The 25808-nt window shown below is 51.6% G+C and carries 22 protein-coding genes and 1 other annotated feature; of the genes, 1 reads left to right on the top strand and 21 read right to left on the bottom strand.

Annotated features, from left to right (window positions below; all coding sequences use genetic code 11):
* Positions 1–691 precede the first annotated feature (691 nt).
* The 18 genes from ABCW45_RS12995 to ABCW45_RS12910 all read right to left on the bottom strand — a co-directional run bounded on the left by ABCW45_RS12995 (position 692) and on the right by ABCW45_RS12910 (position 20203).
* Positions 692–1048, bottom strand: a complete 357-nt coding sequence (locus ABCW45_RS12995) for a SpoVA/SpoVAEb family sporulation membrane protein (RefSeq protein ID WP_117484290.1) — start codon at positions 1046–1048, stop codon at positions 692–694.
* 125 nt (positions 1049–1173) lie between these two features.
* On the bottom strand, positions 1174–2232 hold the full coding sequence (locus ABCW45_RS12990) for a stage V sporulation protein AD (RefSeq protein ID WP_117484291.1): 1059 nt from the start codon (positions 2230–2232) through the stop codon (positions 1174–1176).
* Between the two features lie 289 nt (positions 2233–2521).
* On the bottom strand, positions 2522–3928 hold the full coding sequence (locus ABCW45_RS12985) for a P-loop NTPase family protein (protein ID WP_117484293.1): 1407 nt from the start codon (positions 3926–3928) through the stop codon (positions 2522–2524).
* A gap of 90 nt (positions 3929–4018) precedes the next feature.
* A complete protein-coding gene (locus ABCW45_RS12980; protein WP_015554808.1) occupies positions 4019–4462 on the bottom strand; it encodes a SpoVA/SpoVAEb family sporulation membrane protein in 444 nt (147 codons plus the stop codon).
* Between the two features lie 149 nt (positions 4463–4611).
* The gene (locus tag ABCW45_RS12975; RefSeq protein ID WP_117484294.1) at positions 4612–5034 is read right to left on the bottom strand and encodes a stage V sporulation protein AB; all 423 of its coding nucleotides are present in this window, start codon (positions 5032–5034) and stop codon (positions 4612–4614) included.
* A complete protein-coding gene (locus ABCW45_RS12970) occupies positions 5024–5656 on the bottom strand; it encodes a stage V sporulation protein AA (protein WP_015554810.1) in 633 nt (210 codons plus the stop codon). The genes ABCW45_RS12975 and ABCW45_RS12970 overlap by 11 nt, the downstream gene beginning before the upstream one ends.
* Positions 5653–5877 (bottom strand): hypothetical protein, encoded by a 225-nt coding sequence (locus ABCW45_RS12965; RefSeq protein WP_117502939.1) that lies wholly within the window; start codon positions 5875–5877, stop codon positions 5653–5655. Before ABCW45_RS12965 ends, ABCW45_RS12970 begins: the two co-directional genes overlap by 4 nt.
* Before the next feature lie 104 nt (positions 5878–5981).
* Entirely contained in the window at positions 5982–6701 is a 720-nt protein-coding gene (locus tag ABCW45_RS12960; protein WP_117469822.1) for a SigB/SigF/SigG family RNA polymerase sigma factor, read from the bottom strand.
* A 4-nt stretch (positions 6702–6705) separates the two neighbouring features.
* Complete coding sequence (spoIIAB, locus tag ABCW45_RS12955) at positions 6706–7137, bottom strand: anti-sigma F factor (RefSeq protein ID WP_117484338.1); 432 nt, start codon at positions 7135–7137, stop codon at positions 6706–6708.
* Positions 7138–7220: 83 nt separating this feature from the next.
* Positions 7221–7562: an anti-sigma factor antagonist gene (locus tag ABCW45_RS12950; protein ID WP_015554814.1), complete on the bottom strand. Its 342-nt coding sequence runs from the start codon at positions 7560–7562 to the stop codon at positions 7221–7223.
* 259 nt (positions 7563–7821) lie between these two features.
* The gene (locus ABCW45_RS12945) at positions 7822–9126 is read right to left on the bottom strand and encodes a tetratricopeptide repeat protein (protein WP_343220987.1); all 1305 of its coding nucleotides are present in this window, start codon (positions 9124–9126) and stop codon (positions 7822–7824) included.
* A 3-nt stretch (positions 9127–9129) separates the two neighbouring features.
* Positions 9130–9273 (bottom strand): hypothetical protein, encoded by a 144-nt coding sequence (locus ABCW45_RS12940; protein WP_015554816.1) that lies wholly within the window; start codon positions 9271–9273, stop codon positions 9130–9132.
* Between the two features lie 140 nt (positions 9274–9413).
* Positions 9414–10769 (bottom strand): bifunctional folylpolyglutamate synthase/dihydrofolate synthase, encoded by a 1356-nt coding sequence (locus ABCW45_RS12935; RefSeq protein WP_117484298.1) that lies wholly within the window; start codon positions 10767–10769, stop codon positions 9414–9416.
* A gap of 352 nt (positions 10770–11121) precedes the next feature.
* Positions 11122–13773, bottom strand: coding sequence for a valine--tRNA ligase (locus tag ABCW45_RS12930; RefSeq protein ID WP_117484299.1), 2652 nt, complete (start codon positions 13771–13773; stop codon positions 11122–11124).
* A gap of 128 nt (positions 13774–13901) precedes the next feature.
* Positions 13902–14114: a DUF6472 family protein gene (locus tag ABCW45_RS12925; protein WP_425518606.1), complete on the bottom strand. Its 213-nt coding sequence runs from the start codon at positions 14112–14114 to the stop codon at positions 13902–13904.
* A 121-nt stretch (positions 14115–14235) separates the two neighbouring features.
* Positions 14236–14470, bottom strand: a binding site (T-box leader).
* Between the two features lie 114 nt (positions 14471–14584).
* On the bottom strand, positions 14585–15394 hold the full coding sequence (locus ABCW45_RS12920) for a hypothetical protein (RefSeq protein WP_015554821.1): 810 nt from the start codon (positions 15392–15394) through the stop codon (positions 14585–14587).
* Positions 15391–16617, bottom strand: a complete 1227-nt coding sequence (locus ABCW45_RS12915) for a DUF5716 family protein (protein WP_343220986.1) — start codon at positions 16615–16617, stop codon at positions 15391–15393. The genes ABCW45_RS12920 and ABCW45_RS12915 overlap by 4 nt, the downstream gene beginning before the upstream one ends.
* Before the next feature lie 13 nt (positions 16618–16630).
* Positions 16631–20203, bottom strand: a complete 3573-nt coding sequence (locus ABCW45_RS12910; protein ID WP_117469829.1) for a DUF5717 family protein — start codon at positions 20201–20203, stop codon at positions 16631–16633.
* A 225-nt stretch (positions 20204–20428) separates the two neighbouring features.
* On the opposite strand from ABCW45_RS12910, the gene ABCW45_RS12905 reads away from it, so the two are divergent.
* The gene (locus tag ABCW45_RS12905) at positions 20429–20950 is read left to right on the top strand and encodes a DUF4364 family protein (protein ID WP_015554826.1); all 522 of its coding nucleotides are present in this window, start codon (positions 20429–20431) and stop codon (positions 20948–20950) included.
* A 111-nt stretch (positions 20951–21061) separates the two neighbouring features.
* On the opposite strand, the gene yihA is transcribed toward ABCW45_RS12905, so the two are convergent.
* The 3 genes from yihA to clpX form a co-directional block, all read right to left on the bottom strand.
* Positions 21062–21742, bottom strand: coding sequence for a ribosome biogenesis GTP-binding protein YihA/YsxC (gene yihA, locus ABCW45_RS12900; RefSeq protein WP_343220985.1), 681 nt, complete (start codon positions 21740–21742; stop codon positions 21062–21064).
* A 229-nt stretch (positions 21743–21971) separates the two neighbouring features.
* Positions 21972–24284, bottom strand: a complete 2313-nt coding sequence (gene lon / locus ABCW45_RS12895) for an endopeptidase La (RefSeq protein WP_343220984.1) — start codon at positions 24282–24284, stop codon at positions 21972–21974.
* A gap of 172 nt (positions 24285–24456) precedes the next feature.
* Entirely contained in the window at positions 24457–25758 is a 1302-nt protein-coding gene (clpX, locus tag ABCW45_RS12890; protein WP_015554829.1) for an ATP-dependent Clp protease ATP-binding subunit ClpX, read from the bottom strand.
* Positions 25759–25808: the final 50 nt, after the last annotated feature.

The raw sequence follows: 25808 nt of genomic DNA, 5'->3' as shown, positions 1-25808 counted from the left end.
GGTATTATTATTTTGGAACTTCAACATAATGATGCCTCCTTTCGTTGTATTGCCTACAAATAGGATAGCACATTTTGTTGAAGTTTCTTTATATTATTTTATCTAGCACAACAGGTTAACTTACGTTATAGACCCTAATACACATAACTATTTTACCACATTCTACGATTATTCTCAATCTATCCTTGCCTTAATGCCACTCCACAAGCCCCGTCATACTGTCTATCTCGTTGCCTCTCGTCTTCCTGTTCCATCACCTTACAAATAATCGTATCAATCTGCACCGAATCAGCATGTTTTTTTACACCCTTCAAATTTAATCATCCCTATTTTTCAAATAATGTTTTTACATATAAATTCTCACCATAACAATACCGTTTAAAAAATTCCAAATATTTTTTACTCTTCCACAAACTCCCGCGTCTTTTTGTCCCTACGGGGCAAAAACAGCCTCCAGTCATGCCAGTACACAGCGTGGATGAGGCTTCGGGTACGGATGCGCCTGATTTTGGGGGCTGGCTTCCTCTTGGCGCGCGGGAGAATGCGTTGGAGGACAGGGGACACTTGTTTGAGCCGCAGGCGAGTTGTGTCCCCTGTTCTCCGCTCTTAGCATTCTTCCGGGTGCTTAGAGGAACCGCCCCAAAAATCCCCCAAGTGTCCGCGCCCGAAGCCTCACCCACGCGTACTCCTATTACTCCTTCATCCCCGGCCTGAAGATAATCGCACCCAGATATCCAAACACCAACGCCCCACTGATCCCCACAGCACTGGCTGTAAATCCCCCTTTAAAGATTCCAAGCACTCCATCCTCCGCCATCGCCTTCGCAACCCCTTTCCAAAGTGTATTTCCAAATCCAAGCAGCGGCACAGTCGCTCCTGCCCCGGCCCACTCGGCAAACGGCTCATACACTCCCAAAAATCCAAGGACACTCCCGCTGACCACTAACAGCACCATGATCCTCCCCGGCATCATCTTTGTCTTATCCATCAGGATCTGCACCAGCATGCAGATCAGACCACCCACAAGAAAAGCTCTGATATATTCCATAGCCACACTCACTCCATTTCTCATTCCTAAGATTTATATTTTCACACTCTGTATGATCCACGTCCGTCTTCCCTTAACATTTTTCCAACAGATTGTTCCTCCTTCGAAAATCCCCGGCTAAGTTCTTACAGAAAATCCGGCGTCTCCAGCACCACCCCATGCGCGATCCCCGGCACACTCTTCCCCTCATTAAAGCTCACCGTAGAAAGCAGAGCCCCCGTCGGCAGAAACAGCACCCTTTTCCACTCCCCATTCCTGATCTTCGGCAAAACAAACCCGCAAAGCACCGCCGCTGAACACCCACATCCGCTTCCCCCGGCATGGGTATCCTGCTCCTCCGGCGAAAACATCTCAATCCCGCAGTCCATATACCGGCTCTCGATCCGGTATCCTGCCTTCATAAGATAATCCAGCAGAAGTCTCCGTCCCACTGTCCCCAGATCCCCGGTGATGATCTTATCATAATGTGTCTCGTCCACCCCGAGATCCCTGAAATTTTGCAGGATCGTATCAAGCGCCGCCATCGCCATCGCAGCCCCCATATTCATGGAGTCATGAAAATCCATATCCACGATTTTTCCCGTCGTCACCGCCGTGATCTTCGCAAGCGGCGCTTCCTTCCCCTGACAATCCCCGGAGGACACGATCACCGCTCCGCACCCAGTCACCGTCCATGTAGCCGAATACGGCCTCTGATTCCCATATTCCAACGGAAAACGGAACTGCTTCTCCGCCGAAGCGAAATGGCTGGAAGCGCCTACAAGAACATGATCCGCAAATCCACCCTCCACGCACATGGCGCCCAGCCCCAGACCTTCCCCCATGGTGGAGCATGCTCCGTAAAGCCCGAACATTGGGATCTCCAGATTTATATTTCCAAAAGAAGTGGCGATGAGCTGTGCCAGAAGATCTCCCGCAAACGAATACCTGATTTCTTCCTTCGAAAGCCCGCTCTTCTCGATCACAAGACCTGCAGTCCTGCTCTGAAGCTCACTCTCCGCCTCCTCCCAGCTTTTCTTTCCCAGCATGGGATCCAGCTCCACCCGGTCAAAAAAAACGCCAAGAGGCCCGTCTCCTTCCTTCTTTCCCACCGTCGACGCAGCCGCCATGATCAGCGGCGGATTTTCAAACACCACACTGGCACGCCCGCGCTGCTTTCTTAACGTTCCTGTTTTCTCATCCATTTTTCTATCCACTCCCATCTTTATTTTGGTCTCAATTCACCTATCAGTTACATCCATACATATCGTACTTTTTGAACAAAAACGACTCCAATCGTACTAAATAAATATACCTTAACACTCCAGTACCCCGCACAGTCATTCGCAACAGGCTTCATCCTCACATAGGTACACCAAAATAAGGTCTCCATGCAAATAGAATCCCCAAAATAAACAAAAAGATGCAGGAATCCGAAGTCCACCTCGAATTTCCGCATCTTTTCCCACGACACACATTCTATAAATTTTTCACTCACATCGCCTGAAGCAGCCCTAAAATCACCGAGTACACCGCCTCATTCTTTTTCACCACAAATGCCAGCTCCTCCTTTGCCTGGTTCAGCCGGTGAAACAGCCGCCTTACACTCCGGTTCCCAGACCGCAGATATCCCGTCTCATCATAAAAATATCTCTCATCCAGCAAAACGACAAGCCGCTCCACATCCTCGCTGCTCCCGGCATTCTCCTCAAAATACCGATATCCCAGCGCCAGATACCCTTTTAAAAGCTTCTCTGCTTCCTCCTCATCATTCCCGTACCCAGCCGAGACATGGGGATACATCCGTCTCCCCTTTCCTCTGGTCAGGCGCATCATATTCTGGATAAAAACAGACAGCTCTGCGTTCGTCCGGATCCGGTTCGTCATCCGGAATGTCTGCACACCCGGCACAGATTTCCACACCATCTCAGCGCTCTCCCCCAGCTCATCCGGCGAGATCACATCCTCGCAGTCCCCGGAAAAGATCACCGGCCGCCGGGTACTGATCCCAGCCAGCAGCTCCCTCGCCCCAGGCTCAAGAAGATGTGCCTCATCCACCAGAACCGCGGAACACTCTTCCAGACCGCACTCCGCCCCAATTTCGGAATCTGGCAGATACTCCACCCGCCGAAGTCTCTCATGAAGCCGCTTCCAGTCCTTCTTGCTCTCCCCGCAGTGGATCATGCAGACCCTCTGCTTCCCGGAAAGCTTCATAGCGATATCGTAGAGCAGCAGCGTCTTTCCCGTCCCCGGAAGTCCCGTAAACCAGTACGCCCCGGTCCGCTCCGCCCGGATTTTCTTTAAGATCTGGCGTTCAATATCCCGCTGCTGGGCAGTCAGGAAATATTCCTTGTTCAGGAATCGCTCCGGCTCTGTGAGAGGCGAGATCAGATACAGTTCCACCTGAAACAGCTCCTCCACATCGCCCTCATAGTCCTTTCCGCCATCCCTCAGATCCGCGCAAAGCTGTTCCCAGTCCGCGTCCACGATCCGGTCGTGGTTCGTAAGGCGGACAAGCCGGTTCTGGCTGCTGATATATGTATAGGATCGGATCGTCTTTCCCTGCACCGCGAGATAATATCGGTTCTGTATCAACTGTTTCCGCAGTGCCTCATCGGAGACTGCTCCGCTCTTCAGCTCCACATTCACGATCTGATCCTCCCTGATCTGCAGAAGGTCAAACTCCTTTCCCAGTCTCGGAATCTGAAACGAGTAAAAGAACCAAAGCGCATACACCTCGTCCATATGCGTCTCCAATTCCCTCACAAAGGCCTTCATGCTGTCAAGCTCCCACTCCCGCATCTTCAAAAAGTACCCGCGCCCCGACATCTGCCTCTCCAGCTTCTGGACGCAGGAAATATTCTGATTTCTTGTGAGCGTATAGATCGATACTGATTTCACGTTTTCCTCCGCTTATTCCATGCTGACGCTGTTCATATGCTCCACAGCCGCCGCATCTTCTCTCTCCATTATACGTTCCTGCCGGTTCGTTTACAAGTATCTCCAGAAATACTTCACCATCCCCAGCACCCAGCTCGCAAGGATCCCGTAGAGGATCACCGGTCCCGCGATCGTAAAGATCTTGCAGCCGATCCCGAAGACATGGCCCTCCGCCTTGTACTCGATTGCCGGGGACACCACGGAATTCGCAAATCCTGTGATGGGAACCAGGGCCCCGGCTCCACCGAATTTTACGATCTTCTGGTACACATGAAACCCCGTCAGGATCACGCTGAGGCCGATGAGACTCAATGTCGTCCACGCCGCCGCGCTCTCTTTCTCGATCCCGAAGGACATGTAGACGGATGTGAATACCTGTCCCAGCATGCAGATCAGTCCGCCAACGAGAAACGCCCGCCAGAGGTTCTTCCAGGTGTTGTGAACCGGTGTCACCTGCTTCACATATTTTCCGTACTCTTTCTTATCGATCTCCATAAATTCCTCCATGTATACTTTCAAATTGAACGTTCGTGAGACTTGGCGCGTGATTCTGGTCAGCGAAGCTGACAGATTCCTATCAGAATCACTGCGCATCCTCGCGAAGCGTTTATCTCAGTCGGAGATCAGACTCCCACTGAGATAAATCATCCGAATCCCCGCAGAAAATACACTGCCGATCCAAATGCCTTTCCCGCAGCCACCGCCAGGATCACATACTGCAGCCCCACCGCCAGCCCGATCCGGCGGTTCAGGATCGGCAGTGCCTTTAGCGTTTCCGCCAAAGACATCACAAGGCATCCCACGAAAATTCCGACAGCCGTCCCACACACTGCGAGCACAAACTTTCCAGGGAACGGAAATGCCACGCTGTAGAAGTCCGCCAGATTCCCCCATGTTCCCCCGAGGATCAGAAGCGTCTCGTAGAGGATCACATGCCCCGCTGTGTGGGTCACGCCGATGAGTCTCGGGAACACGCCGATGATGGCGAGGAAGGCAAAGATCCCGGCAGCGATCACTGCCCCGGCACTGAGGCCTGCAAAGGCCAGAATCCCAAGCTTAAGATACATCGACCCCTGACTCCTTTCTCCCGCCATTTTTGATCAACGTCTTATTTAAGTTCTCCTCGTAGAGCCGCATCTCCACCTCTATGGGCGTAGGGTCCACCGTGATCTTCCAGGAGGCGAAATGGTTGAAGAACAATAAAATCCCCAGGGCCAGTCCCACGGAGTAGGACGCCTCCAGGATCGTCGGTCCGTCCGCCCGGGTCCCGATGATCATCTCATAGAGCTTCGCGAACACATCCGTCACGTTGGCGTCGTTGTTGAATGTCATGATGGCAAACGCCGCCCCGAAAAACGCCACTGCGGACACCATGGCCGTCTTCATCCACTCCCATACCAGACTTTTCTTCTTCCCTGCCCGGTATGTGACCACGAAATCCGATTCCCCGATATTGTCCACCTGGATATTCTGGCCGGTCTTCTCGATCTTTTCCACGAGTTCCATGACATTTCCAACAAACACTGCCTCTTTTCCCTTCCCGGAAAATGAGGTGATTTTCACGGCTTTCGCCTTCGCCTCCGCAGCCCTGTCGCTGCTGTGGACATCGGCGATCATTCCGAGGTACACTTCCGGCTCATAAACTTCCTTCACCTGGGGAAGCTTTAAGTAGATCGTCGTGCTGCTCATGCGCTCCACGGCTTTCTGTCCATATCCCCAATGGTCTTTAAAACCCCTGTGACAGTGCCTCGGCAGACTTCCATTTCCGTCCCCGGCACCATCACGAATGTCCCTGACTGCTCCGCTTTCTTTGCCGGTACCGCCACGAGAAAATACCAGAACACAAACACCAGTCCTGCCAGCGCCAGCACCGCAAAAATGATCTCCACGTAGTCCTTTAACGGTTTCATAATATTCCACCTTCTCATCCTGTTTATCGCATTGCTTTACGCAAATAGGATGTTCCGAATCAATGGACATTATACATAACCATGGGCAGAATCATTTTCATCTTTTATGAAGTCAGTCTCTCCCTCATCTCCCTCAAGATCTTCTTCTCCAGCCGCGACACCTGCACCTGGGAGATTCCAAGCCGCCCTGCGATCACGGTCTGGGTCATATTTTCAAAATACCGCATTTTTATGATCTGCTGTTCCTTCTCCCCGAGACCGGATAAAAGCTCCGCCAGCACGATCCGGTCCAGGACCCTGTCATTCTCCGATGTCTTTTCCGCGATCTTATCCGCCAGGCAGCCTCCGGATTCATCCCCGGCATCGAAGGGCTCGTAGATGGATCCGACTCTCGCCCCAGCTTCCATGGATGCCGCAACCTCCTCACGGCTGGCTCCCACCGACCTTGCAAGCTCCTCCACTGTCGGCTCCCGCCCGAGGTCCGCCTCCAGCTTTTCTCTCGCCGCCCCGACTTTTCCCGCCAGTTCCTTTAGCGGCCTGCTGACCTTGATCATCCCGTCATCCCGGAGAAATCTCCTGATCTCCCCGGTGATCATGGGAACGGCATAGGTGGAAAACCGGACGCCCAGTTCTGTGTCGAAATGGTCGATGGCCTTTATAAGGCCGATGTTCCCGATCTGGAACAGGTCATCCGGTTCCGGTCCTCTCCCGATAAATCTCCGGACGATACTCCAGACAAGGCCCGCGTTCTCCATGACGAGGCGGTCCCTCGCCTCTTTATCCCCTGCGTGTGAACGTTTTAAGAGTTCCGCAGTGTCCGCCATCCCGTCACCTGCCGATCTTCTTTTTCATGGTGACGGAGGTTCCCTTTCCCGGTGCGGAGACCACCTCCACCCGGTCCATGAAGGCCTCCATGAAGGAGAATCCCATGCCGGACCTCCCGTCCTCCGGACATGTGGTGAACATGGGTTCCATGGCCTGCTCCACGTCACGGATCCCGACTCCCTCATCCCGCACCGTCACAGAAAACAGCCGCTCCTTTTCCCATGCCGTCGCCGAAAGATAGATCTTCCCTTCCTGTCCCCGGTATCCGTGGATCACCGCGTTCGTCACTGCCTCTGAGACGGCGGTCTTGATATCGTCCAGTTCCTCCAGCGTCGGGTCCAGACGGCTCGCGAAAACGGCTGCCACGACTCTCGCGAACTCCTCGTTCTCTGACCGGCTCTCCATAATGAGTTCCATAGTCTCACACTCCGGCATTCCTACATTTTTCCCGTTCTCTCCAGTCTGCTCTGCCTGTACTTTCTGCGTTTCCTGTACGGTCTGTCCTGTCTCTTCCATCCCTATACCTCCCTGCTGTAGATTGCTTCTTCTTTCGACTCATACTGATGCATCAGCCCCAGAATTCCCGCAACCTTTAAGACCCGCATCACCTGCGGGCAGGCACCGTAAAAACTGGTATGGCCTGCTTTCATCTGCTTGTAGCGGTTTAAGAGGACGCCGATGCCGGAGCTGTCCATGAACCGGGTACGTGTAAAATCGAAAATGATTCTGGAGACATAATTTTCCGCCATCAGAAGGTCCGTCTCATATCTCAGATTCCGGCAGTTGTGATGGTCGAACTCCTTCGGCAGGTGAATGATGAGTGTGGGGCCTTTTGCCTCGTATACGAATGAATCTTCCATAAATTTTTCCTCCCATTTCAAAATTTTGCAGCCAAATTCAGCCCACAGCCTGTATCCCAATGCGAGGCTGATTTTCACAAATTTTTCTTACCTCAAAACAGCTTTCTAAATCCATTCTCCTGTAGTTTTCTAGTCTGAAACAACAAAAAAGAGACCTCACAGTATTTTCTTCTGTAAAGTCTCTTTTAAGTTTTTTCTAGGTAAGGTTTATCAACGAACCTCTATACACTCTCTGTGAAACAGAAACCAGAATTGCTCCTTAGTATCCTCTCTCTTCCTTCGCCTTCTCCGCAAACTCCGAATCTGCAAAGTTCATGATGACCTGTCCGAACATCTGGTTCGCGTTGTCGGTGTCGCCCTTTGCCTTGTATACCATTCCCATGTTGTAGATGACTTCCGGGTTCTTGTCGTTGAATTCCATGTATCTCTCATAATAGCGGAGCGCTAAGTCGTAGTCCCCGACAGAGTTTGACTGGGCTGCTGCCGCCATAAGGACTGTCGGGGCGTTGGCATCCATGTCCGCCTTGATTTCATTTAAGATCGCCACAGAGCTGTCATCCGTGATCTTCGACTGATCCATATCCACATAAGTCAGAACCGCCGTGTTCGTATCCCCTTTGCGGTACGCGTCCAGGATCTTTGCGAGCGCCGCGTACTGGTTCACCGTGCTTCCGGAATCGCCCTTTAAGTCATTTAACTGGCCTTCCGCGTCCTCCTTCTGCTTCTGGTAATCCTCAATCTGGAGCTTCAACTTGTCCGTCTCCTGGTTCGCGAGATTTAACTTATCCGTGTAGGACTGCATCTCCTGATTATGTTCATAGTTTAACGTTCGCTCCCTCGCCGGCATAATGAGGAACACGACCATGACCGCCCCCAGGACAAGACCGATACCGATGTTGATGATGGACTGCCAGCCCGTGTTCTCCTTGTAGGTCGGAGGCAGAATAACGTCATCGTCCTGCATCTCCCTGTGGGAAAACGCGTTCTTCATCTTCCGCTTCTCGACCTCCGCCTTTCCGGTCCGGCTCTTTACGTACTCCATGTACCGGGTGGCTTTCTCGTTATTGTTATCGATCTGAAGTACCTTGAACAGGGATTTTCCGGCTTTCGTGTAGTCCCCGTGCTCCATATAGAGAAGCGCCAGCAGCAGATGCGCTTTCACGAAATTCGGCTTCTCGTCGACGATCCTCTTAAGCTGCAGGACTGCCAGATCATCACTGTCATTCTGGGCATAGAATAATGCCTGATTGAACTTCTTTACCATCTGGCTCGCGATCTCAAGCTGTCCCGGCTTTCTCTGGACCTCATCGAGATAGTAGTCCGCCCGGTTTCCGTCCGGCTGGAGGTTGATGCTGATGACCCACTGGATCAGCGCATCTGACGTCTCACCCATCTCGTAAAAGATCAGTCCAAGAAGGTTTCTGGCATCCGTGTGGTATTTATTAAACTGCAGGGCGCGTTTTAAGAATCTCGCCGCCCCGGAAAGGTTTCTCTCCTTTGCCATTTCCAGACCGCGGTTGTAGTAGCTGTTGGCCGCGTACTGGATCTTCTGCATCTCATCCATATATTACTTTTCCTTTTTGATATCCTTCATGATGTCCATCATAATATCTGCCATATCTGTGAGGTCACTCTTTACGATGGCGTCGCTGACCGCCTCCACCTCAAGACTCGGCTTGAAGCGCTCGATCTCTTCCTCAAAGTTGATCATTTTTCTCCTCCTTTGATACCCCGGCAGCAGCATACTGTCACCGGAACTCACCGCATGTCAATCTGCACCTGAAAATGCTCTGTTGATCAGTTCTGCGGTTCCCTGTTCTGCTTTATTTGCCGCATACCGGAACGGTCCGGTTAACTTGTGCTTTTGCTGATCTGTTCCTTTACTTCCCCCGCAAGATACAGTGACCCCGCGATAAGCGAAAGATCCCGTTCCCCATGCAGGCCAAGCAATTCCTTCACGGCATGTTTCACATCCCGGCTCACCCGGTACTCCGTCTCTTCTCCATATTCCGCCCGCAGCTTTTCTGCCGCCGCTTCCAGATCCTCCACGGAGAGGGTCCGGTGTGACTCCATTTTCGATAAGATCCACAGATCCGGTTTCAGCCGCTCTGCAATCTCACGCAGCATCCGTTGATGATCCTTGTCCGCGGAGACCGCAAACAGGATCCGCACATGATCCGGCTTCCGAAGTTCCTTTAATCTGCAGGCTGCGTCGAGAAATGCCCGGATCCCATCCGCATTGTGGGCCCCGTCGAGGTAGACACCAGTGCTGATCTCCTCCATTCTTGCAGGCCATTTTGCCTTTTTTACTCCCTCTGCCGCCTGTTCAGGCGCCACCGGAAGTCCGGAAACCTCCAATGCCCGGATCGCCAGAGCTGCGTTCATGAGCTGGTAGGGAGCTGCGAATGGGATCTCAAACAAAATCTCTTCACCACGATAGGAAAAGCTCATTTCCTGATGTCCTGCCACGCCCGGATCCGGAGATTTTACGAGACAAGGCCGGATCCCGCGACAGACTTCATCCGGCGTCACTGGAAATCCTTCAGATTTCATCTCCTTTGCTTTCGCAAAGATCACCGCCGCTGCTTCCGATGAACTGTCATCATACACCACAGGACGCCGGGACTTTATGATCCCCGCTTTATGTGCCGCGATCTCCGGGATCGTGGATCCTAAAAACGCTGTATGATCGATGCTGATGGACGTGATGACGGAGACAAGCGGATTTTCCACAACATTCGTCACATCGTAAGTTCCGCCCATTCCTGTCTCTAACACGAGCACCCTCACACCCGCGTTCCGGAATATGCAGAGTCCCATGTAAAATAAAAATTCAAAATAGGTGGGATGGGGCTCTCCTCTCTTTTCCCATATCCTGCAGGCATGCTGTACCTCCAGAAATGCCCTGATAAAATCCGGCTCCGGGACTATCTCCCCGTTTATAAGGAACCGCTCCCGGATATCCACAAGATGAGGGGACACGAATGTCCCGCAGGGAATTTTTGCTTCCCGGATCATGGAGGTGAGGAATGCACAGACGGAACCCTTTCCGTTGGTTCCCGCCACATGGATCACCTGAAATTCCCGGTCCGGTTCTCCAAGAAGACCAAGAAATTCCCGTACTTTTAAAAGACTGCTCTTTTTTCTCGCATATCCCGGGATCGCCTCGATCTGATCCCAGACTTCCTGCATCATTATGTACTCCAAGAAATCGCCTCCTGTTGTGACCTGCAATCGGAACGCTGTCTGGCGGTATTCTCGGTACAGAAAATATATGCCGTAAACGGCAGCGTTTCTTTCACTTATGATACCTGTTTATGGTATTTTTTGCAACCAGAACATGTCGGAAAGATTCGACAGGATTGCTGTATCCTACGGTATTTTGTGAACGAAAAAATGCTGTATGATACAGTGGCGGCAGCAGTCTGCTCCTCCCATAAAATGAACAGCCACAGGCCATAAAACCTGCGGCTGCCCTGACAGCAGGTCATGTTCCACCCGCTGTCCTTTCCTGCTGAAACCATTCAGCACTTTCATGCCATGGTCATATTTTCATCGATTACTTACCAAGCTGAGCCAGACGAGTCTTTACCTGCTCCATCATCTCGGTGTACTTCTGAAGTTTTGCCTTCTCCTCATCGATCTTCGCCTGCGGTGCCTTGCTTACGAACTTTTCGTTTGCAAGCATTCCGTTTACGCGGGCAAGCTCTTTTGTGAGGCGCTCCTCTTCCTTCTTTAAGCGCTCGGTCTCCTTCTCGATGTCGACAAGCTCCGCGAACGGCATATAGATCGCTGCCTTCGGGATCACTGCGGATACAGCGTCCTCACCGATTCCTGTCTTATCCTTCTGGATCACTACCTCGCTGGCGGAAGCAAGGGTACTGAAGAATACGCGGCTGTTCTCGAAGATATCCGTGAGATCGGCATCCTCAGTTACAACAAATACTTTTGCCTTTCTGCTCGGCGGAACGTTCATGGATATGCGCACATTACGGATCGCGCGGACAGCCTCTTTGATGACCTCTACCGCGTGCTCGTCTGCCGCGAAGTTCCACTCTTCCTTATATACCGGCCAGGAGGAGATCATGATGGACGGCTCCTCATCCTGTAAATTGCAGAAGATCTCTTCTGTGATAAACGGCATGAACGGATGTAAGAGCTTTAAGGAATTGATCAGAACCGTCTTTAAGGTCCAGATCGCAGCCGCCTTCGTACGGTCCTCATCGTTCCAGAGACGCGGTTTTACCATCTCGATATACCAGTCACAGAATTCCTCCCATACGAAGTCGTAGACCTTCTGGAGAGCGATTCCGAGCTCGTACTTGTCCATGTTTTCCGTTACTTCCTTCGCGAGGTCATTGACCTTGGAGAGGATCCATTTATCTGCTGCCGTGAGGTCTGTAAGCTTTGCCTCGCCTGCCGGCGCTTTCTCGATATTCATCATGATGAAACGGCTCGCGTTCCATACCTTGTTTGCGAAGTTTCTGCTGGCCTCGACTCTCTCCCAGTAGAAACGCATATCGTTGCCCGGTGCATTTCCTGTCATAAGTGTCATACGGAGAGCATCCGCGCCGTACTTGTCGATCACCTCTAACGGATCAATACCGTTTCCTAAGGACTTACTCATCTTGCGTCCCTGAGAATCGCGGACAAGACCATGGATCAGGACAGTGTTGAACGGGCACTCGCCTGTCTGCTCAAGTCCCGAGAATACCATACGGATAACCCAGAAGAAGATGATATCGTATCCGGTAACGAGAACGTCGGTCGGATAGAAGTACTTCATCTCATCTGTATCCTTCGGCCAGCCCAGTGTGGAAAACGGCCATAACGCGGAGGAGAACCAGGTATCAAGGGTGTCCTCATCCTGCTTTAAATGTGTGCAGCCGCACTTCGGACACTTCTCCGGCATCATCTTCGCAACCGTCATCTCGCCGCACTCTTCACAGTAGTAAGCCGGGATCCTGTGTCCCCACCAGAGCTGTCTGGAGATACACCAGTCGCGGATCCCCTCAAGCCAGTGGAGATATGTCTTACCGAAGCTCTCCGGAACGAATCTTAATTTGCCGCTCTTTAATGCCTCGATGGCCGGTTTTGCCATCTCATCCATCTTTACAAACCACTGCGGTTTTACCATCGGCTCTACGGTTGTGCCGCAGCGGTCGTGGGTACCAACGTTGTGGCTGTGCGGAACGATTTTTACGAGAAGGCCCATTTCCTTTAAGTCCTCGACCATGGCTTTTCTCGCCTCGTAGCGGTCCATGCCGAAGTACTTGCCCGGAACATTGATGGTCGCGTCATCGTTCATGATGCAGATCTCTTCCAGATTGTGGCGTTTTCCGACCTCGAAGTCGTTCGGGTCGTGGGCCGGTGTGATCTTTACGCAGCCGGTTCCGAATTCCTTGTCAACATACTCGTCGGCGATCACCGGGATCTCGCGGTCTGTGAGTGGAAGCTTTAACATCTTTCCGATGATGTCTTTGTAACGCTCGTCCTCCGGGTTTACAGCAACGGCGGTATCGCCGAGCAGTGTCTCCGGTCTCGTTGTGGCGATCTCGACAAATCTTCCCTCTTCGCCCACGATCGGGTAGTTGATGTGCCAGAAGAAGCCGTCCTGCTCCTTGTGCTCTACCTCAGCATCGGAGATGGATGTCTTGCAGACCGGACACCAGTTGATGATCCTGGATCCCTTGTAGATATATCCTTTTTCATAAAGGCGTGTAAATACTTCTAAAACAGCCTCAGAACAGCCTGCGTCCATGGTGAAACGCTCTCTGTCCCAGTCAGCGGAGGAGCCGAGCTTGTGGAGCTGTTTGATGATCCTTGTGCCGTACTCATCTTTCCATTTCCAGGCCTCTTTTAAGAATCCCTCACGTCCAAGGTCATTCTTGTTGATGCCCTCTTTTTTTAACTTGTCGATGACCTTGACCTCGGTAGCGATCGCCGCATGGTCTGTTCCCGGCTGCCAGAGTGCCTCATAACCCTGCATTCTCTTGTAACGGATCAGGATATCCTGCATCGTATTGTCGAGGGCATGTCCCATATGGAGCTGTCCTGTAATATTCGGCGGCGGCATTACGATCGTAAACGGCTTTTTGCCCTCGCGTCTTCCTCTCTCCGCGTCAGCGTGGAAATATTTGTTGTCCAGCCATTTCTGGTACAGACGGTCCTCAATGTCCGCCGGATTGTAGGTCTTTTCCAGTTCTTTCATGGTCTTCTCCTTAAAACTTTATCAACATGTTTCTTTTTTGTAACTGCAAAAATGTGGAGCAGTTACTGCTTTTCAATTTACTTTTTTATTATCAGCGCAAAATGCGCAGACTCACAAAATCATCTCGTTTACATCTGTTTTCTTACAACAGCGTACTCATCATCTGCCTGGTAAAAACCGCAGGAAAAGTCACTTCCGCGGAGGAACGCGGACATCTCGTCCTCGTCGAGATCTGCCTCACAGACATAATATCCATACTCGTCATCATATGTGTAAAAGGTGCAGGTCTCGCAGTTCGTGATCCGTACTTTTTTCTGTTTTGCATCTTTTTTTACCATCATGTACTCCTCTCGAAAGGCTGCTGCTCCGCGCCTCCCGGGCGCTCCCTCAGCTGCTGCCAACATTCGTAATCCGGGCTATCGCCCTGCTTACTCATATAAGAAAAGCCCTCTGCACTCTCATGCAAAGGGCGAATCACCGCGTTACCACCTTTATTTACTGTCCGGATCCAGAAGGATCCTCCAAACAGCATCTCTTCGTTCTTAACGAGGTCTCTCCCCGGGAACAGCTACTTTTTATTTCACCATTCCGGCTCCGAAGCTACCTTCCATTTTTGCATTTCCGGACCGACTTCCAGCCTATGATCAGTCCTCTCTGAAGGTGCAGAAAATGTACTCCTCTTCTTCCCAGCCTTTCTTATATTCCATGGAGCAGGTCTCTTTATCAGCCGCCTGTTCCATATCACGGTCATTTGATTTTTCCGGCCGCTCTTACATAATATAGTAGAATCCTGATAAAATGTCAAGGGAAACTACAGCATTCTCCTGTATTCCATCTTCCACTGATTCAGGATATCCCCCGCCGCTGCGATCCGGCCAGCCGGGTCTTTCTCGAATACGGCGGCAAGCTTCAGCGTCTCCGGCGCCTTCTCTGACTCTTCTCTCGCCTCTTCCACTTCTTTATTCCAGACTTCCTTATCATCCTCCCCGATCATCTCCCGGAATTTATCCTTAAGCGAAAGCTCCGGATTCAGTATCGTGAGGAAGTACATGCGTTTCACATACTCCGCCTCCGGCTTCGCATTCCAGGCATTCTCGTAGGCATGCATAGCTTTCTGGTAACAGAAGAGTTTCGCGTAGCAGGCCGCGATATTGTTCCAGACTTTTCCCCGGAAATCCCCGGAGAGATGGCGTCCGGCCCCATCTAAGATCTGCTCGTAGATCGTGACCGCTTTTCCGAAAAGATCCAGACCATAGAAATAATCTGCGCGGCGCTTCTCGTACTCTTCCTCTGAGAGTTTTTTCAGTCCGTTCACGGTCTGTCGGTAAGCCGCCTGCTCCTTTGGGGTATAGTAATTACATTCCTTGAGGATCAGGTACAGAATCTCCTCCGTCGCCCCGTGGCTGTCCAACCATTTTTCCACCCGTTCCGCGAGAAACGGCATCCGAAGCTCACTTCTTAAAAACTCAGTCAGGCGTTTATCAATAAATCCCTCCAGCACCAGCAGCGGATTGTTGTAGATCACATAGCAGAGCTCCTGGGAGGAGTAGAGATGGATCCCAAGATCCTCGATATAAAGCGGAACCGTTACCGGTTCCTGTCTGCAGAGAATCAGGCTCATAATGTCACCTCCTGACGGACCACCGCGTCCGTTTTCGGGAACAGTTCCCCAAATCCCTGGTCCGTGAGCTTGACCACCATGGTCTTCTCATCTAAAAATCCCACAGCCACCCGGATCTTCGTCGTTTTGTTCGGGCGGTCCGGAAATCCCTCCAGGGGGATCTTCACGGTCCGTTTTTTCTTCGGCTCCTGCTGCGGTGTGATCGTAAAGCAGATCTCCTTCTCCCCGTCCGGGATCACTTCCACCACACTTCTCGCCTCGTACCAGCTCTCACCGGCGGATGCCAGACTGATCTCCGTCTTTGTATCCCGCTTCATAACCTCCAGAGAGACCGTGGACTTTAATTTTCCCTCGCAGAGACATACAAAGGATCCGGAACCGCTCTCGTTTAAGTAATCCTCAGCCTTCATGGCCGCACCTTTTGCGAAGATGGCTGTCTCCACGAAGACTCTTCTCCGGTTGCAGATCTGCCTCATAAATTCCGGCGCCCAGTCGGTTCTCGCGAAACCTTTTCCCGTCAGGAAGATCGAGGAAAAGATCTTTTTCTGTAAAAACCGCTCTCCACAGGCACACAGGATCTTATCTGCCATCTTTGCCCCGGAGCCTGTATCGAGAACGCTGAGGCTGAAACCCTCTTCCAGCTCCTCATGCTCCGCGATGGCTGTCATCTGGCGCGGTCCTCTCGTGACCTTCAGTTCATAGTAACGCAGATCCTCATCGGATAAGGAAAACATGCCAACCTGACCGCCCCAGACATCTCTTCTCTGGTTCAGCACATAGTAGACGAAGCATTCCGTGTGGCTTGCGATATGGACATTTCCTCTTGGGATCCCAAGAGCTTCCACGCTGGCCGTAAGTCCCTCCAAAAGCTTCATCTCCAAATTTTTGAGGCTGATGACCAGCTCATCGATCTTCTGTCCGGCATACTCCGCACGCACCATGGCGAGGATACTGCCTAAAAATCTCTGCAGCAGTTCCATTCCACCGTACTTTACGCCTCCGATGGTGGATGTTCCTTCTTTTGCCGCCAGGCTTAGGAGCTTATCAACGATGACGCCCTCGCCCACCAGCGTATATTTATATGCATCTTCCCCCACATACCACTCTTCCGCGGATTTTTTTCTGCAGATGACGGTCGGGAGCATCCACGCCTCCTCACGGCCCAGAACAGCCGCCTGAGTGTAGGTATCACAGAGGTCGATGCCAACGATCAGTTTCTCCATTTATTTGTCCTCATTATGCCAGACGGAACAGCTTTTTCGCGATCTGACTGTCCGTCACGTATTCTGTCATGCTTTCTTTTAATTTCCGGTCATCCTTCATTCCGAGATAGAGGTTCATGGCATTTAAAGCCGTGAAGCGGTTTCCTTTATCCCCCGTTGCCGGTTCGCTGCAGGTCACTTCGCCCTCCGCCTTTTTCACCAGTCTTCCGTCCTCATTCTCCCAGATCTCGTACTCCATGATCTCACCATCAAACAGGAGTTTCTGGCGCACATAGATCCCTTTATAGACCATGTTCATCTCTTCCTCATGGAACTCTTCCTCGTCCGGCAGGATCCGGATCTTTAAGATCGGTCTTCCGTCCGGCCGTCCATGGTACTCGATGATCTCCTTATCCATGACCTCGCCCGGCATATCCACATATTTTGCAAGATCCTTGTACCACGCGAATACCATACCTCTGGCGGAAAGGATATCCATCATCCGGGATAGCAGGGCCTTCTGCTCCTCAGTGATCTGTGCCAGAGTCGAATAAAATTTCGCCAGCGCCAGAAGATAGATCTCCGGCACCTTCCGAAGCTCCATACCGTGGATCGCGCCTTCCAGATACGCGAATACCTTATCCCCCGGGACTGTGTCACGCAGGAAGTATTCCGTACACTTCACTGTAAAGTACGCCTTCACGATCACATCACTGGTCTCTTTTCTCGACGCGTAAAGGTCAAATACCGTGTCCATATGCTTCTCACAGCCGGAGAAAAGGCACTGGGCCAGCAGGCGCTCCTCAAGGTCGTATGTCTCCACATGGGTCTTCACTGCTTCCGCAAGAATCCTGAACATAGATTCCCCGCTGCCGTTATAATGCTCGCAGAGATAATCCAGGATCACGCTGTCCCCGTGTCCGTCCGAAAATACACGCCCCGCAAGGTGGAGGAGCAGGTCATCCTCCTCGAACATCCGGTCTAAGATCAGCTGGGATACCAGAGCCGCGAGACGTTTCACACGGATCTGCTCCTCGCCGAACTCCTTTATCATCTCGTATGCCTGAACCATGTAATTCTGGACGATCAGTGTCTCGCAGACATCCACACGTTCCGGTCTGGAGAGTGTCCTCTTGTCAAGCTTTAAGAGGTACGCTCCACCCTCCGCATCCATGGCCTCATCGTCGCCGAAAAGCGCCGCACGGTAGTAGGAAATGATCCTCGTCAGCATTTTCTGCTGGTAGGCCGGCTTCACCGGGAGTGTATCCAGAACAGTCTCGATCCCGGTCACATCTTCCTTCTCAAGGTCCTTTTTCTCCATGATCTCCAGACACGCCTTCATCTTTAACATCGGGTGGTCCGGGTACATCTCAAAGCATTTTTCTTCCAGTTCCTTCTCATCGAGAACCGGCTCCTTCGTATATTCCACGTCCATGTACCTGTTTCCGAAGGTATCCTGGAACATGATCACGCTGTCTTCAAAGAACAACGGCACATAGGCGGTCTGATTCTGCAACGGGTAGGCATCCTCACCGGTCAGGATCTCGTTGGAAACGATCACATACTTCATCGCCGCATCCTTCACCTGGATCCGGTTTGCCTTTAAGATACCGGGCAGCACCCGGGCCACCTGATTATCGATCATATCGCGGTAAATGATATGTTTGTAGATCACCGCAAGTCTCCTGTTGATCCGGGACTCGAAAAGCTGCTCCATGGCAAACTTTTCCATCTCCCGCTCGTACTTTTTATAGAGCGGATCGTCCTGCGGAATATAGGCCGCCACATTGGCATAGAGGGCTGCACGGCTCTTCTGGTCCAGATGGGCGCACTCATAGGAGAAGTACAGCAATACCTGGCGCGGCATCATCTTCTCATAGTCATCCGGCAGAGCGTAGAGGAAATATTCGTAGATCCTTGTGAGGCTGATCTCCTCATTGATTCCCTTCTCATACCAGGAGAAGCTCTCTTTTCCGCGGACATTTCCCTTAATTAACAGACAGCACACCGCCGTCAGCATGTCCTTCGTCGGGTATTTCTCGTAGAGCTTTGCAAGCAGGCGGTAATACAGGCGGTGGAAGAACTTCGCTCCCGGTGCCAGCGCGCAGATCCGCTCCGCCAGTTCCTGACCTACAAGACCATTCATAACTCCGTAATAGAGGGCATGGATCTCAAAGGCATCCATCGTCTTTAAGAGTTCCGGATTCTTCCCGAAGAGACGCACCGTCTCAATATAGAGGAACGGGCTGCGGCAGCCATTCTTATACTGCATCTTAAAGCTCTCCGCGAGGGCTTCCTCCTCCTCATACATCTCCGGCAGCATCTTTAACTGCAAAAGCTGCAGGTAGAACCGGCCATTGACATCCTCCAGTTTTTTCCTGAACAGGCGGACCACAGCGTCCTTCTTCTCCTCGTCCGGTTCCAGGCGGTACTGCAGGTACTGGTAATAACAGTAGAGTGTTCCGATCCGGTCTCTGAGGGCAGAAACGGTATCCCACGCATCGTCCAGACATAAAGCCGCCTGATCCGGTCTCTCCGCGTCCAGATAAGTCTCCGCCTGCAGGAGGGACAGGATCACAGAGCCGCCGTTTGCGCCGCGGATGGCATCCAGCTCGTTCTGGATCTTTCCGAGGACAGCTTTTTTCTCGTAGAGACCGCTCTCGTAGGCCTCACGGAGTTTCATGTACCGGCAGACACCGGCTTTGCTGATCTCGCCCTCAGCGCGCTTTCGATCCGGTTCCTCCCCCATAGCCTCGATCCGGATCACGGTGTCGCCGTGGACGGTGAGAAGGCGGATCGCACCGAGGTTCTTTCCCTTGTGCATCCTCTCCGGGTGGATCCTGAATCGCAGATCCAGACGGTCCTCTTCGAAATCCGCCTGAGTGATGACCTTCTTCGGGATCTCGATGAAATCGCCGTCGGCACGGACCTCCATGTAGAGATAGCCCCAGGTATTTTTCCGTAGGACGACCTTGTCATTCACGATGTCCTTCGGCTTGTCATAGACCTTCTTTGCCGTAGATAAGGTCAGCTCGATGGGTTCCTTCACTCCCGTTGCCAGAAAGAATTCTTCCAGGGCATTCTGGCGGTTTCCGTGCCCCCTTAAGCCTTCATAGATCGTGCGGATCCGCAGATCCTTAAACAGCGGCGCTTCCGTAAAATCCCGGTACTCCATGAGGCGCAGCGCCAGTTCCATATCCTTTTTCGCCAGCTCCACAAAATCATCCATAGACTTTAATGTGGACAGGACACGGACAGACTCGATCATTTCCACACGAAAAAGAAAAGGAACCTCCAGTTCTCCGCTGTTTGTTACAAGCGTGAAGTTTCCCTTGATCAGGTCTCCGTTCTCGCACCAGGAGGTGTCGACTTCGTAGACAATATGGTTTCTTAAGCCCCCGAATGCGTTCTTTAAGATCTTCACACGGCTGTGGCTTGAGTAGGCAAGGCCTTTGATATATAAATTGTTTTCACTTGCTAAGTATAGTTCTCTTTTATAAACCGTATCGCTCCCCAGAGTCTCCTCGATCTTCACAGGATCCAGAAACAGCTTCGGCATCTCCGCGTCCACGATTCCTCTGGAAAGGCGCATGATCCGTTCTCTCATATATTTTTCACCTTATATTTATAATCCGATACCTGACTGCCAGACGGTAGGCGCTTTGCAGTCTCGTAAAATATTCGTGGTATCATCATAGCACATTTTCAGATCAAATTCACTACAAATTTCGACCTTTTTCATATGATGGAAGAAAAAAGGCTTGAATCCATGAGGAGAAACCTGTAAAATAGAACATGTTCTACCGATTATATCGCAAAGGAGCCCCTGCGTATGTTATCTGATCCGATCACGCTCTACAAACTTATGATCCTCTACATGCTGGACCACGTCAATTTTCCGCTGACAAACTCCCAGCTCACGGATTTCTTTCTGGATCACGAATATACGACATACTTTACGCTCCAGCAGGCGTTAAACGAACTGAAAGAAGCAGGGCTGATCCGGATGGAATCCACCCACAACTCCTCCCGCTATGAGATCACCAAAGAGGGCGATGACACTCTCTCCTTCTTCGGAAACAATATCTCCCCGGCGATCATCGAGGATATCGACAGCTACTTAAAGGAGAACAAATTCCGCTTAAGAAACGAGGTCGGCGTCATCTCCGATTTCTATAAATCCACAAATCAGGACTATATCGTCCACTGTGAAGTCCGGGAAGGCAAATCTGTCCTCATCGGCTTCGACCTCTCCGTCCCCGACAAGGATCAAGCTGAGACTATGGCCAGCCACTGGAAGGAGCGGAGTCAGGATATCTACGCTTATGTGATGAAGACCTTGATGAAAGGTTAAGATATGCGTTTTGAAGTCTGCCTCCGGCAAATTTTCTGAATTGTACGCGAAAACGGCACCTGCCGCAGGGAAATTTCTGCGGCGGATGCCGTTTTTCAGTACTTCTAAAATTTAAAGGTTCTGCTGCGCCTCTTTCGCCGCCTTCTTCGCCGCCCACTCCGCAGCTTTCTCCGCCTGGATCTCCTCCTCGGCGGTCAGAAGATCTTCTCCTGCTGCCATCTTGTCAATAAGATTCCAGATGTCCTCCCGGCCCTGTTTTGTCTCGGCGGAGAACGGGATCAGGATATCCTGTTTTTCCATGCCGAGACCGGTGCGGATGAGTTTTACCTGCTTCTGGATCTGGCTGCGCTTGATCTTGTCGAGCTTTGTGGCAATGATGACCGGACGGAATCCGTTATAAACGACCCAGTCGTACATGGTCTTGTCATTGGCGGACGGCTCATGACGGATGTCCACAAGAAGGAAAACGCACTTTAACATCTGGGATTTGTGGAGATAATTCTCGATCATCCTGCCCCATTTTATCTTCTCAGACTGCGGGACCTTCGCGTAACCGTAGCCGGGGAGATCCACATAGTAGAGAGCTCCGTTGATATTATAAAAGTTGATCGTCTGGGTCTTTCCCGGCTGGGAGGACGTTCTCGCCAGCGCCTTCCGGTTCATGAGCGCGTTGATCAGGGAAGATTTTCCCACATTTGATTTTCCCGCGAAGGCGAACTCCGGCAGCGTGTTCTCCGGCAGCGTGCTCGTCACACCGCAGACGGTCTCAAGTTCCACATTTCTGATTACCATATATTTCTCCTTGTATGTAACACTTCAGCACTTTCCTTGTCACACGCAAAAATCCATTTCAGAATGACTTTGTCGCTGGGATTTCTGCCTGCCAAACTATGCTTTCTTACAGTCGGCGCAGCACATGCGCAGACCCTCAGAACCGTTACCCTTGTTTTTACATACCAGAGTCAACAGCCCTCCAACAGGCAGGACCTGTCAGAAAGCCGCCAACCTTTGTAGCCTCGCATTACACGAACGCCTCGCGTACTACGTCATCCATAGTCTTCACAAACACGATCTCCATGCCTTTCGTGATCTCCTTCGAGATCTCTGCCATATCCGGACGGTTCTTATCCGGCACGAGAACCTTCTTCATATGTGCCATTCTTGCTGCCAATGTCTTTTCCTTTAAACCGCCGATCGGCAGTACCCGGCCTCTCAATGTGATCTCACCGGTCATGGCAACGCTTGCGCAAACCTTCTTTCCGGTCACCGCGGAGAGCATGGCTGTTGCCATCGTAATGCCCGCAGACGGACCATCTTTCGGCACGGCACCCTCCGGGATATGTAAATGCAGGTCATGTTCCTTAAAATACCTGCTCTCCACACCGTACCGGTCTGCCACGGAACGAACGTAAGTCAGCGCGATCTGCGCGGATTCCTTCATGACATCACCCATCTGTCCTGTCATCTGAAGCTTTCCATCACCCGGCATTACATTCACTTCGATCTGAAGTGTGTCGCCGCCGACGCTTGTCCACGCAAGACCTCTTACGATTCCGACCTCGTCCTCCTCATTGGCATTTTCGAAGGTGATCTTCTCTTTTCCGAGATACTTCTGAAGATTTCCCTCTGTGATATGCACAGTTTTTTTCTTCTTTTCCAGAAACTCCCTCGCCGCTTTTCTGCAGATCTCACCGATCCGGCGCTCCAGATTTCTCACACCGGCCTCTCTCGTATAGTTGTGGATGATCTTCTCCAATGCCTTATCGCTGAAGGAAAGCATCTCCTCCGTAAGGCCGTTTCTCTCTAACTGTTTCGGAATGAGATACTTCTTTGCGATATGGAACTTCTCGTTCTCTGTATAGCTGGATACCTCGATAACCTCCATACGGTCAAGGAGCGGTCTCGGGATTGTCGACGCATCATTTGCCGTCGCGATAAAGAGAACGCCTGAGAGATCCAGTGGGATCTCCAGATAGTGGTCGCGGAACTTCACGTTCTGCTCCCCATCAAGGACCTCCAAAAGTGCTGAGGAGACATCTCCCCGATAGTCGGCAGAGACCTTATCGATCTCATCTAAAAGCATTAACGGGTTTGACACGCCTGCCTGACGCATTGCATCGGCGATACGGCCCGGCATCGCTCCCACGTATGTCTTTCTGTGTCCGCGTATCTCCGCCTCGTCGTGAATGCCGCCAAGGCTGATCCGGACATACTTCTTTCCGAGGGCGCGGGCAACCGATCTCGCGATGGAGGTCTTACCTGTTCCGGGCGGTCCCACAAGGCAGAGGATCGGGCTTGTGCCTTTCTTTGTGAGGGCACGGACCGCAAGGAATTCCAGTACACGGTCCTTAACCTTCTCCAGACCATAATGATCCTCCTCCAGGATCTCTTTCGCGTGAATGATATCCTGATTATCCCTTGAGACCTTCTTCCACGGCATCTCAAGCACCGTCTCGATATAGGTACGGAGAACATTCGCCTCCTGACTTCCTCCCGGCATACCCTTGAAACGCTGAATTTCTTTTTTGATCTTTTCCTTCGTTTCCTTGTCCGCGTTCAGCTTTTCCAGCTGTTCCATATATCCGTCGGCATCTTCCGTCCCGCTGTCATCTCCCAGTTCCTCACGGATCACTTTTAATTCTTCCCTTAAAATATAATCCCTCTGGTTCTTATCGATGTGCTCCTTCACTTTTCCCTGATAATCCCGCTTGATCATAAGGATCTCGAGTTCCCGCATCAGGTAGTACACGATCCGGTCATACAGATGGCTCCAGTAATCACACTCCAGCATCTCCTGCTTCACAGCAAAATCCCACGGAAATTCATTTGCTGTCTGGGTCAGAAGCTGCTCCAGATCCGTGATCACAAGAAGACTTCCGATAAAATCTTTCACAGCCTTCGGATTCGCGTTTCCGAATTCCTCTAATTTTTCCTTAACGATCCGGCTCATGGCTTCCTTCACAGTGTCGGTAAGCTGTTCTTCCTGCATCGGCGCTTCCGCGACCTCAGCTTCCAGATACGGTCCCTCCTCAAACAGAGTGAGAAGCGCCGCTCTCTTTTCGCCTTCCACCATCACACGGATGATACCGCCCGGCATTTTCACGAGCTGTTTGATCTGGGAGATCGTTCCCATCTGGTACAGATCCGCGACCGCAGGTGTTTCCTGCTCCGGATGACGCTGGGTCACGAGATATACCTTCTGGTTTCCCATCATGGCTGTCTCAATGGCGCGGATCGATTTTTCCCGGCTGATGTCGAAATGCTGTACCATTCCCGGAAGGATCGTGAGTCCGCGGAGTGCCACCGCCGGCATCGTAATTTTCTTATCTTCCATTATTTCTCCTATGAACGCAACTGCCCGGCTTCTTTCCGATGCCTGTCAGCAGTTACGGGCAAATTCTGTTGTGTAAAAAGGCTGCCGTGACATTTCTGTGCGCAGCAGCCCCTCTTATCTGCGGGATACGGGTCCTGCAGGTACAATTTTTCTCATACGGGAACGCCGTCCGTTACGCGATCTCCCCGTTACTCTCTTTTCTGGATCTTCCGGCCAATGCTTTTTTCGGCACCGTCACGTCGCGGTAAACGACTTCCGGCTTTTCCTTTCCGTCCACCGCGTCCTTCGTCACGGTGCAGATTCCCACATTGGAATCAGACGGAACCTCGTACATCGTATCCATCATGACGGATTCCATGATCGCGCGGAGTCCTCTGGCGCCTGTCTTTCTCTCAACCGCCATATGGGCGATCTCGTGGACGGCATCCGGAGTAAACTCCAGCTTCACATCATCCAGTTCGAATAACTTCTGGTACTGCTTTACGAGGGCATTTTTCGGCTCTGTGAGGATCCGCACAAGGGAATCCTCATCCAGAAGGTCTAAGGATACCATAACCGGAACTCTTCCCACAAACTCCGGGATCAGGCCGAATTTCGTGAGATCCTGCGGCATCGCCTGCTTTAACAGCTTGCTGATATCCGTATTTTTCTTATCCACGATCTTCGCGCCGAAACCGATGGAACTTGTCTCCAGTCTGGACTCGATGATCCGCTCCAGACCGTCGAAAGCACCTCCGCAGATGAACAGGATGTTTGTCGTATCGATCTGGATCAGCTCCTGCTGCGGATGCTTTCTGCCGCCCTGAGGCGGAACGCTTGCAACAGTACCTTCCAGGATCTTTAACAGCGCCTGCTGGACGCCCTCGCCGGAAACATCACGGGTAATGGACACATTCTCGGATTTTTTTGTGATCTTATCGATCTCATCGATGTAAATAATACCGTACTCCGCACGGCTCACATCATTATCTGCTGCCTGGATCAATTTTAAGAGGATGTTCTCCACGTCCTCGCCGACATAACCGGCCTCAGTCAGCGTCGTTGCATCTGCGATTGCAAACGGAACACCTAAAAGCTTCGCAAGTGTCTGCGCAAGATAAGTTTTGCCGGAGCCGGTCGGACCGAGCATCAGGATGTTGCTCTTCTGAAGATCAACATCACTTTCCATCTTCGATGTGATTCTCTTATAATGATTGTAAACAGCCACGGAAAGAACTTTCTTCGCCTCATCCTGTCCGATCACATAGTCGTCCAGAAATTCTTTGATCTCCTTCGGTTTTAAGAGGTTGATTCCGGAGAAATCCGGTCTCTCCTCCTCCTCGTTTCCGAGTTCTTCCTCAAGGATCTCACTGCAGAGTTCGATACACTCGTCACAGATATAGACGCCGTTGGTACCGGCGATCATTTTTCTGACCTGATCCTGATTCTTTCCGCAGAAGGAACATCTGATCTTTTCCTCTGGTCTTACTGGCATGTTCGCACCTCAATTCTAAATTCTTTATGTCTCGCTGCGCTCCGGCACTG

It is taken from the genome of Pilosibacter fragilis, from assembly GCF_032490495.1.
GTDB classification, from domain to species: domain Bacteria; phylum Bacillota; class Clostridia; order Lachnospirales; family Lachnospiraceae; genus Pilosibacter; species Pilosibacter fragilis.
The sequence above is the reverse complement of the archived record's forward strand: the minus strand, read 5'-3'. Positions and strand labels throughout refer to the sequence as shown.

Bases quoted from the DNA above. Each gene is read 5' to 3' on its own strand.
- ABCW45_RS12995 (WP_117484290.1), bottom strand. From the start codon at position 1,048: ATGGAATATATCAGAGCTTTTCTTGTGGGTGGTCTGATCTGCATGCTG.
- ABCW45_RS12990 (WP_117484291.1), bottom strand. From the start codon at position 2,232: ATGGATGAGAAAACAGGAACGTTAAGAAAGCAGCGCGGGCGTGCCAGT.
- ABCW45_RS12980 (WP_015554808.1), bottom strand. From the start codon at position 4,462: ATGGAGATCGATAAGAAAGAGTACGGAAAATATGTGAAGCAGGTGACA.
- ABCW45_RS12975 (WP_117484294.1), bottom strand. From the start codon at position 5,034: ATGTATCTTAAGCTTGGGATTCTGGCCTTTGCAGGCCTCAGTGCCGGG.
- ABCW45_RS12970 (WP_015554810.1), bottom strand. From the start codon at position 5,656: ATGAGCAGCACGACGATCTACTTAAAGCTTCCCCAGGTGAAGGAAGTT.
- ABCW45_RS12965 (WP_117502939.1), bottom strand. From the start codon at position 5,877: ATGAAACCGTTAAAGGACTACGTGGAGATCATTTTTGCGGTGCTGGCG.
- ABCW45_RS12960 (WP_117469822.1), bottom strand. From the start codon at position 6,701: ATGGCGGACACTGCGGAACTCTTAAAACGTTCACACGCAGGGGATAAA.
- spoIIAB (WP_117484338.1), bottom strand. From the start codon at position 7,137: ATGCCGGAGTGTGAGACTATGGAACTCATTATGGAGAGCCGGTCAGAG.
- ABCW45_RS12950 (WP_015554814.1), bottom strand. From the start codon at position 7,562: ATGGAAGATTCATTCGTATACGAGGCAAAAGGCCCCACACTCATCATT.
- ABCW45_RS12945 (WP_343220987.1), bottom strand. From the start codon at position 9,126: ATGGATGAGATGCAGAAGATCCAGTACGCGGCCAACAGCTACTACAAC.
- ABCW45_RS12940 (WP_015554816.1), bottom strand. From the start codon at position 9,273: ATGATCAACTTTGAGGAAGAGATCGAGCGCTTCAAGCCGAGTCTTGAG.
- ABCW45_RS12930 (WP_117484299.1), bottom strand. From the start codon at position 13,773: ATGAAAGAACTGGAAAAGACCTACAATCCGGCGGACATTGAGGACCGT.
- ABCW45_RS12925 (WP_425518606.1), bottom strand. From the start codon at position 14,114: ATGATGGTAAAAAAAGATGCAAAACAGAAAAAAGTACGGATCACGAAC.
- ABCW45_RS12920 (WP_015554821.1), bottom strand. From the start codon at position 15,394: ATGAGCCTGATTCTCTGCAGACAGGAACCGGTAACGGTTCCGCTTTAT.
- ABCW45_RS12915 (WP_343220986.1), bottom strand. From the start codon at position 16,617: ATGGAGAAACTGATCGTTGGCATCGACCTCTGTGATACCTACACTCAG.
- ABCW45_RS12910 (WP_117469829.1), bottom strand. From the start codon at position 20,203: ATGAGAGAACGGATCATGCGCCTTTCCAGAGGAATCGTGGACGCGGAG.
- ABCW45_RS12905 (WP_015554826.1), top strand. From the start codon at position 20,429: ATGTTATCTGATCCGATCACGCTCTACAAACTTATGATCCTCTACATG.
- yihA (WP_343220985.1), bottom strand. From the start codon at position 21,742: ATGGTAATCAGAAATGTGGAACTTGAGACCGTCTGCGGTGTGACGAGC.
- lon (WP_343220984.1), bottom strand. From the start codon at position 24,284: ATGGAAGATAAGAAAATTACGATGCCGGCGGTGGCACTCCGCGGACTC.
- clpX (WP_015554829.1), bottom strand. From the start codon at position 25,758: ATGCCAGTAAGACCAGAGGAAAAGATCAGATGTTCCTTCTGCGGAAAG.